Annotated in this window: 2 protein-coding genes, 1 tRNA gene and 1 rRNA gene; 3 read left to right on the top strand and 1 reads right to left on the bottom strand. The window is 69.7% G+C overall.

Annotated features, from left to right (window positions below):
• Positions 1-9 precede the first annotated feature (9 nt).
• A 5S ribosomal RNA gene (gene rrf / locus AC07DW_RS29220) occupies positions 10-125 on the top strand.
• Between the two features lie 197 nt (positions 126-322).
• Positions 323-395, top strand: a tRNA-Thr gene (locus tag AC07DW_RS29215).
• Positions 396-450: 55 nt separating this feature from the next.
• On the opposite strand, the gene AC07DW_RS29210 is transcribed toward AC07DW_RS29215, so the two are convergent.
• Complete coding sequence (locus tag AC07DW_RS29210) at positions 451-3,102, bottom strand: SpoIIE family protein phosphatase (RefSeq protein ID WP_478860680.1); 2,652 nt, start codon at positions 3,100-3,102, stop codon at positions 451-453.
• A 283-nt stretch (positions 3,103-3,385) separates the two neighbouring features.
• Between AC07DW_RS29210 and AC07DW_RS29205 the strand changes: the two genes are divergently transcribed.
• Positions 3,386-8,887: a HAMP domain-containing protein gene (locus AC07DW_RS29205; protein WP_478860679.1), complete on the top strand. Its 5,502-nt coding sequence runs from the start codon at positions 3,386-3,388 to the stop codon at positions 8,885-8,887.
• Positions 8,888-9,091: the final 204 nt, after the last annotated feature.

The raw sequence follows: 9,091 nt of genomic DNA, 5'->3' as shown, positions 1-9,091 counted from the left end.
TCATAGTGTTTCGGTGGTCATAGCGTTAGGGAAACGCCCGGTTACATTCCGAACCCGGAAGCTAAGCCTTTCAGCGCCGATGGTACTGCAGGGGGACCCTGTGGGAGAGTAGGACGCCGCCGAACAAGTTTTATGGGAGAGCCCCGCACCTTTTGGTGCGGGGCTTTTCCGCGTTCCCGGTTGTGCGTATGAAGCCGCGTCAGTTCGCGTCGGCCGGTCGGTGCTTGTGGGTCTGCCGGCTCGTCAACGACGGTTGGGCATTCCCGCGCGTTCGGGGTATGCTTTATCTCGTTGCCGGGGGAAACCCCGAAGCGACAAGCCGGCCCCTATAGCTCAGTCGGCAGAGCGTCTCCATGGTAAGGAGAAGGTCAACGGTTCGATTCCGTTTGGGGGCTCAGACAACAAGAAGGCCCCCGCCCTAGTGGCGGGGGCCTTCTTCGTTTTCCGTTCTCAGTCGGTGTGCGGCTCCGGGACGCGCATGGCGAGGATGGCCATGTCGTCGGACGGGGGCTCCGCGGCGAAGCGCTCGACCGCGCGCATGATGCGGGTGGTGACCGCGCCGGCCGTCAGGCCCGTACACGTGGTGAGGACCTCGGCGAGGCCGTCGTCGCCGAGCATGCGGGAGCCCTCGCGGCGCTCGGTGACGCCGTCGGTGACGCACAGGAGGACGTCGCCCGGGTCGAGGGTCACGGTCTCCTCGTACAGCTCGAGGTCGTCGATGACCCCCAGGAGGGGCTGCGGCTCGGCGGCCGGTTCTACCGTGCCGTCCTGGCGGAGGCGCAGCGGGAGGGGGTGGCCGGCGCAGACGACCTTGAGGAGGGCGCTGCCGTCCTCCTGGGGCCACAGCTCGCCGTACAGGAGGGTGAGGAAGCGGCTGCGGGCGCCCTCATCGAGGATCGCGGCGTTCAGGCGCTCCAGGACCGCCGGTCCGCCGAAGCCCTCGCGGGCCAGCAGGCGCAGGGCGTGGCGGGCGAGGCCGGTGACGGCGGCCGCCTCCGGGCCCGTACCGCACACGTCGCCGATGGCGAAGCCGTACGCGTTGTCGTGGATGGGGAAGAGGTCGTAGAAGTCGCCGCCGACCTCGTTGCCCTCGCCGGCCGCGCGGTAGATGACGTCGACCTCGACGCCGGGGATCTGGGGAAGGCCCGGGGGCAGCAGGCTGCGCTGGAGCGACTGGCTGATGGCCATGCGCTCCGAGTACAGGCGGGCGTTGTCCAGGGCGAGGGCGGCCCGGCGGGAGAGGTCCTCGGCGAGCTCCAGGATCTCCTGGCGGAAGTGGTCGTCGGAGGGCTTGCCGAGGGTCAGCATGCCGATGACCCGGTTGCGGGCGACCAGGGGGAGCACGACGGTCTCGCCGCCGACCGCTGCGGCTGTGGCCAGCGTCGTACCGATGCCGGAGGAGACGGGGCTGGAGGCGAGGCCCAGCTCGCGCATGGAGGTGCGCAGCGCCGCCTCGTGGGCGGCGTCGGCGGGTGCCGTCCAGACGCGGGCGCCGGGGGAGGGCACCGGCTCCGGTGGGGGAATCTTGGAGAGGAGGGCCTTGAGGCCGTCGATGCGCTCCTCGTCCTCGTGGAGGACGTAGGAGAGGTAGGGCTCCGAGGTGGGGTCGGCGATCGTGTAGACGGCACACCAGGTCGCGAGGGTGGGGACCGTCATCTGCGCCATCAGCGCCAGGGTCTGGTCGCGGTCCAGCGTGCCGGCGAGCAGGTCGGAGGCCTCGACGAGAAAGCTCAGGGAGCCGCGGCGGAGGCGTTCGAGTTCGCCGAGGCGGGCGGATTCGACGGCGAGGGCGATGCGGTCGGCGGCGAACTGGAGCCGGAGGGCCTCCTCGTTCGAGTACCGGCGGGCGGCTTCGGCGGCGACGCCGAGGGAGCCGGTGAGGCGGCCCTCGACCTTGAGGGGGACGGTGACGACCGAGCGCATGCCGGTGCCGTTGAGGAGCGGGACGGCGCCGGGGACGGCCGTGAGGTCCTCGTGGACGGCGGGCATGCGGGCCGAGGAGTAGCGGCCGGTGCCCGCGGCCTCGACGGGGACCCGGGCGAAGCGCTGGCGGGCCGAGGGGAGGCCGGTGGTGGCGCGCACTTCCAGCTCCGTCTCGTCGTCGGTGGCGAGGAGGAGGAAGGCGGCGTCGCCGTCCAGCATGTCACGGGCGCGCTCGACGGTCCGCTGGAGGAGGCCGTCGAGGTCGTCGGGGGCTGGGGAGCCGATGAAGACCTCGAAGGGGTCGGTGGAGCGGCTCTCCTTGCTGGAGTCGACGGGGGTGCGGGGCGGGGACTGGAGGACGGCGCGTTCGTAGTCCCGTACCAGGAGGCAGACGGTGGACGGTTCGCCGTTCGTGTCGCGTACGCGCAGGTGGGAGGCGTAGACCGGGATGACGCGGCCGTCGCTGCCGCGGATGCCGTAGCTGCCCTCCCAGCGGGAGAGGCGGAGGGCCTCGGCGATGCCGGTGCCGATGCCAGGGGTGTGGGGCCAGGCGGCGAGGTCACCCAGGGGCTTGCCGACGACTTGGTCGGCGGCGTACCCGAAGAGGTGCCGGGCGTCCTCGTTCCAGGCGGTGACGGTGCCGTTGCGGTCGATCTGGGCCACGGCGACGCGGATCCGGTCCTCGGTGACCGGGAGGAGCTCGGTGGGAATCACGGGGCCGGCGGAGCGGGTTCCGACGGGGCGTTCGGGCAGGTCGAGCTGGAACCAGACATGCTTGCGGGTGGGGGAGTAGTCGACGCCCCACCGGGAAGCGAGGGCGGCGCACAGGAGCAGTCCGCGGCCGTTCTCGCTGTCGGGGTTGATCAGGGAGCGGCTGGTGCCCTGGAGGGGGACCTCGCGCTCGGGGTAGCGGTCGGCGACCTCGATGCGGACGCCGTTCTCCGTGCGCAGGCACAGGACGTCGGCGGCGGTGCCGGCGTGGATGACGGCATTGGTGACGAGTTCGCTGGTCAGGACGACGGCGTCGTCGACGACGTCGGTGTACCCCCAGCCCTGGAGGGTGTCCCGGACGAAGGCCCGGGCGGTCGCCACGGACCGTCCCACGGGTTCGAAGGTGGCGGCCGCCCGAGCGGTGATCACAGAACTCCTCGTACACGTATCGACGCCCGGCTCTGCCATGATCGGCCCTGCCCCTCCCCCGTGCCCGGTGGTCCCGCGGCGTCGCGCCGCCCCTGCCGGGCGGACCGGGGCGGTTGGACAGCCGGATGCCAGGTTACTTACCTTCGCTGTCCGGGCGGATGGTGGTCACCGCTGTTTCCGTCCCCCGAGGGCGGGGACGTTATGCGAAGCTGCCGAACTGTTATGGCCTGGTTCTGTCGTGGTGAAACACTGGGAGAGCTTCCAGCGGCAGAGGGAGCGGCAATGCCCGAGCAGTACGGTCAACCCCTTCGGGAGGGACACGGTGGAGTCTGGCGTGACGGCGCGGGGCGGTAGCACGCGCGCGAAGGGCGGACGGCCCCGGAGCGGCGGGACCGTCGAGGTGGACGCCGCCGCCCTCGATCGGCTGCTGGCGGCTCTGGTATCGATGCGGGACGGCAATTTCCGCAAGCGGCTGACCGTGACCGGTGACGGCGTGATGGCGGAGATCGCCGCCGTCTTCAACGAGGTCGCGGACCGGAAGCTGCACCTGACCGGCGAGCTGCAGCGGGTCCGGCGCACGGTCGGGCGCGAGGGCAAGCTGTCCGAGCGGCTGGAGGTCGGGGCCAGCGAGGGCGCCTGGGCGCAGGCCATCGAGGCCGCGAACGCGCTGGTGGACGACATGACCCGGCCGGTGTCCGAGGTCGGGCGGGTGCTGTCCGCGGTCGCGGAGGGTGATCTCGACCAGCGGATGGAGTTGCGGTCGGAGGGTACGGACGGGGCGGCGCGACCGCTGCGGGGCGAGTTCCTCAAGGTCGCCCGGACGGTGAACAACCTGGTCGACCAGCTGTCGGCGTTCACCGACGAGGTGACGCGGGTGGCCCTGGAGGTCGGTACCGAGGGCAAGCTGGGTGGTCAGGCGCAGGTCCGGGGCATGTCGGGGTCGTGGAAGGACCTGACGGACTCGGTCAACACCATGGCGTACCGGCTGACCGCCCAGGTGCGTGACATCGCTCTCGTCACCACGGCGGTCGCCAAGGGCGACCTGTCACGCAAGGTCACCGTGCATGTGGCCGGTGAGATGCTCCAGCTCAAGAACACCGTCAACACGATGGTGGACCAGCTGTCGTCGTTCTCCTCCGAGGTCACACGTGTGGCGCGGGAGGTGGGTACGGAGGGCGAGCTGGGCGGCCAGGCGGAGGTGCCGGGCGTCGCCGGAGTGTGGAAGGACCTGACCGACTCCGTCAACACGATGGCGGGGAACCTGACGTCCCAGGTGCGGGGTATCGCCGAGGTGACGACGGCGGTCGCGAACGGCGATCTGTCGCAGAAGGTGACGGTGAGCGCGCGGGGTGAGGTGGCGCAGCTCGCCGACACGATCAACCAGATGACCGAGACGCTGCGGACGTTCGCCGACGAGGTGACGCGGGTGGCGAGCGAGGTCGGCGCCGAGGGGCTGCTGGGCGGTCAGGCGCAGGTGCCGGGTGCGGCGGGGACGTGGAAGGACCTCACCGATTCGGTGAACACGGTGTTCCGGAACCTGACGACGCAGGTGCGGGACATCGCGACGGTGACGACGGCGGTGGCGAACGGTGACCTGTCGCAGAAGGTCACCGTCGATGTGGCCGGCGAGATGCTGGAGCTGAAGAACACCGTCAACACGATGGTGGACCAGCTGTCGGCGTTCGGCTCCGAAGTGACCCGCGTGGCGCGGGAGGTGGGTGTCGAGGGCCGACTGGGGGGCCAGGCGGAGGTGCCGGGCGCGGCGGGGACGTGGAAGGACCTCACCGATTCGGTGAACACGGCGTTCCGTAACCTCACCGGTCAGGTGCGGGACATCGCGCAGGTGACGACGGCGGTCGCCAACGGAGACCTGTCGCAGAAGGTCACCGTCGATGTCGCGGGCGAGATGCTGGAGCTGAAGAACACCGTCAACACGATGGTGGCGCAACTGTCGTCGTTCGCGGACCAGGTGACGCGGATGGCGCGGGACGTGGGGACGGAGGGCCGGCTCGGCGGGCAGGCCCGGGTGCCGGGGGTGTCCGGTACGTGGAAGGAGCTGACGGACTCCGTCAACTTCATGGCCGGCAACCTCACCTCGCAGGTGCGTCAGATCGCGCAGGTGACGACGGCGGTGGCGCGGGGTGACCTGTCGCAGAAGATCGACGTGGACGCGCGCGGCGAGATCCTGGAGCTGAAGAACACCATCAACACGATGGTGGACCAGCTCTCGGCCTTCGCGGAGCAGGTGACCCGGGTGGCCCGCGAGGTGGGCACGGACGGGCGGCTCGGCGGGCAGGCGCAGGTGCCGGGCGTCGCCGGTGTGTGGCGGGACCTGACCGACTCGGTGAACGGCATGGCCGGGAACCTCACCGCCCAGGTGCGCAACATCGCGCAGGTCGCCACGGCGGTGGCGCGGGGTGACCTGTCGCAGAAGATCGACGTGGACGCGCGCGGCGAGATCCTGGAGCTGAAGAACACCCTCAACACGATGGTGGACCAGCTGTCGAACTTCGCCGAGCAGGTGACCCGGGTGGCCCGCGAGGTGGGCACCGAGGGCATCCTGGGCGGCCAGGCGGAGGTGCAGGGCGTCTCCGGCACCTGGAAGGACCTGACCCAGTCCGTCAACTCGATGGCGAACAACCTCACCTCGCAGGTGCGGAACATCGCCGAGGTGACCACGGCGGTCGCCAAGGGCGACCTGTCGAAGAAGATCACCGTCGACGCGCGCGGGGAGATCCTCGACCTGGTGACCACCGTGAACACGATGGTGGACCAGCTGTCGAACTTCGCCGACGAGGTGACCCGCGTCGCCCGTGAGGTGGGTACGGAGGGCATCCTCGGCGGTCAGGCCCGGGTGCGGGGCGTGACCGGCATCTGGAAGGACCTGAGCGACAACGTCAACGTCATGGCCAACAACCTGACCTCGCAGGTGCGGAACATCTCGCGGGTGTCGTCGGCCGTCGCCAATGGCGACCTGACCAAGAAGGTCACGGTGGAGGCGCGGGGCGAGGTCGCCGAGCTGGCCGACACGGTCAACACGATGGTGACGACGCTGTCCTCGTTCGCCGACGAGGTGACGCGCGTGGCCCGTGAGGTGGGTACGGAGGGCGAGCTGGGCGGTCAGGCCCGGGTGCCGGGTGTGTCGGGTACGTGGAAGGACCTGACGGAGTCGGTGAACTCGATGGCGTCCAACCTGACCGGTCAGGTGCGGCAGATCGCCACGGTCACCACCGCCATCGCCAAGGGCGACCTCACCAAGAAGATCGACATCGACGCGCGGGGTGAGATCCAGGAGCTGAAGAACACCATCAACACGATGGTCGACCAGCTGTCGTCGTTCGCCGAGGAGGTCACCCGGGTCGCCCGTGAGGTGGGTACGGAGGGCATCCTCGGCGGCCAGGCCCGGGTGCGGGACGTGGACGGCACCTGGCGCGACCTCACCGAGTCGGTGAACGAGATGGCGGGGAACCTGACCCGGCAGGTGCGGGCGATCGCAGCGGTGGCCACGGCGGTTACCCGTGGCGACCTGAACCTCAAGATCGACGTGGACGCGGCGGGCGAGATCCAGGTCCTCCAGGACAACATCAACACGATGATCGCCAACCTGCGCGACACGACCCTCGCCAACGAGGAGCAGGACTGGCTCAAGGGCAACCTGGCCCGGATCTCCGGCCTCATGCAGGGCCGTCGCGACCTGGACGACGTGGCCTCGCTGATCATGAGCGAGCTGACCCCGGTCGTCTCGGCGCAGCACGGCGCGTTCTTCCTGGCGATGCCGACCGGTGGCGGCAACGAGATCGGGGCGGACGAGGACGGCTCGTACGAGCTGGTCATGCGCGGAAGCTACGGCTACTCGTCCGGGGCGATGCCCACGTCGTTCCGGCCGGGCGAGACGCTGATCGGGACGGCGGCCGAGGAAAAGCGGACCATCCAGGTCAACGTGCCGCCGGGGTACCTGAGGATCTCCTCCGGACTGGGGGAGGCGGCCCCGGCGCACGTGATCGTGCTGCCGGTGCTGTTCGAGGGGAAGGTCCTCGGGGTGATCGAGCTGGCGTCGTTCCAGCCCTTCACCCAGATCCAGCGCGACTTCCTCAACCAGATCGCCGAGATGATCGCGACGAGCGTCAACACCATCAGCGTCAACAGCAAGACCGAGGTACTGCTCAAGCAGTCCCAGGAGCTGACGGAGCAGCTGCGTGAGCGCTCGGCCGAACTGGAGAGCCGCCAGAAGGCACTTCAGGACTCCAACGCCGAACTGGAGGAGAAGGCCGAGCTGCTGGCGCAGCAGAACCGCGACATCGAGGTGAAGAACACCGAGATCGAGGAGGCTCGGCAGGTGCTGGAGGAGCGGGCGGAGCAGCTCGCGGTCTCCATGCGCTACAAGTCGGAGTTCCTGGCGAACATGTCGCACGAGCTGCGCACGCCGCTGAACTCGTTGCTGATCCTGGCGAAGCTGCTGGCGGACAACGCCGACGGGAACCTGTCCCCGAAGCAGGTGGAGTTCGCCGAGACGATCCATGGCGCGGGCTCGGACCTGCTCCAGCTGATCAACGACATCCTGGACCTGTCGAAGGTCGAGGCGGGCAAGATGGACGTCAGCCCGACGAGGATCGCGCTGGTGCAGCTCGTCGACTACGTGGAGGCGACCTTCCGGCCGCTGACCGCCGAGAAGGGGCTCGACTTCTCGGTGCGGGTCTCGCCCGAGCTGCCGGCGACGCTCCACACCGACGAGCAGCGGCTGCTCCAGGTGTTGCGGAACCTGCTGTCGAACGCGGTGAAGTTCACCGACAGCGGGGCGGTCGAGCTGGTGATCCGGCCGGCCAGGGCGGACGTGCCGCAGTCCATCCGTGAGCAGTTGCTGGAGGCCGGCTCGCTGCGCGACCCGGAGGGTGATCTGATCGCCTTCTCGGTGACGGACACCGGAATCGGCATCGCGGCCAGCAAGATGCGCGTGATCTTCGAGGCGTTCAAGCAGGCGGACGGGACGACCAGCCGCAAGTACGGCGGTACGGGACTGGGGCTGTCCATCAGCCGGGAGATCGCCCGTCTGCTGGGCGGCGAGATCCACGCGGCGAGCGAGCCGGGCCGCGGGTCCACCTTCACGCTGTACCTGCCGCTGCACCCGAGCGAGCTGCCGCCGCAGGGCTACGGCCACGAGCATGGGCCGGACCTCCAACACGGCGGCGACGAGGGCGCCCTGGACGTGCACGGCCTGCCGGCCGCTGGCCCGGGTTCCGACCGCTCCGAGGGACGCTCGGGCGTGGGCGCCCTGTTCCGGCACCGGCGCAGGGCGGCGCTGGGCGCCGCGAAGCAGCGGACCGCCCTGCCGGGGCAGCCGGACCAGTCGGGTCCCGGCCAGCCCGGCCAGCCGGGGCAGCCGTCCGGGGCGGCGGAGGCGTGGCCGGCGGCCGGTCAGGAGGCGCACGAGCCGAGGCGCAGCTTCGAGTTCCACGGTGAGAAGGTGCTGATCGTCGACGACGACATCCGTAATGTCTTCGCGCTCACCAGCGTGCTGGAGCAGCACGGGCTGTCGGTGCTGTACGCGGAGAACGGCCGGGAGGGCATCGAAGTCCTGGAGCAGCACGACGATGTGACGGTCGTACTGATGGACATCATGATGCCCGAGATGGACGGCTATGCCACGACCACCGCGATCCGCCGCATGCCCCAGTTCGCCGGCCTGCCGATCATCGCGCTCACCGCGAAGGCCATGAAGGGCGACCGGGAGAAGGCGATCGAGTCGGGCGCTTCCGACTACGTCACGAAGCCGGTGGATCCGGATCACCTGCTCGCCGTGATGGAGCAGTGGATGAGCGGAGAGTGAGCGGCGGCAGGGGAAGACCTGGCGAGTTGTTGACTGACTGTGGTTGAAAGCGTGTGAGAGCGCGCGATTCGGGGAACCTTCTGGTCTCCCACCGCGTTTCCGCTACGTGCACAGTGACATCGCGGTGACAGGGTGTGGTGACAGGCGGGGTGCGGCTACCATGACCGGCACAAGGACGGACGGCGCAAGGGAGTCGTCCCCTGG

The organism is Streptomyces sp. NPDC045701, from assembly GCF_056432045.1.
Note: the sequence above shows the minus strand (reverse complement) of the source record. Positions and strands in the feature narration are given on the sequence as shown.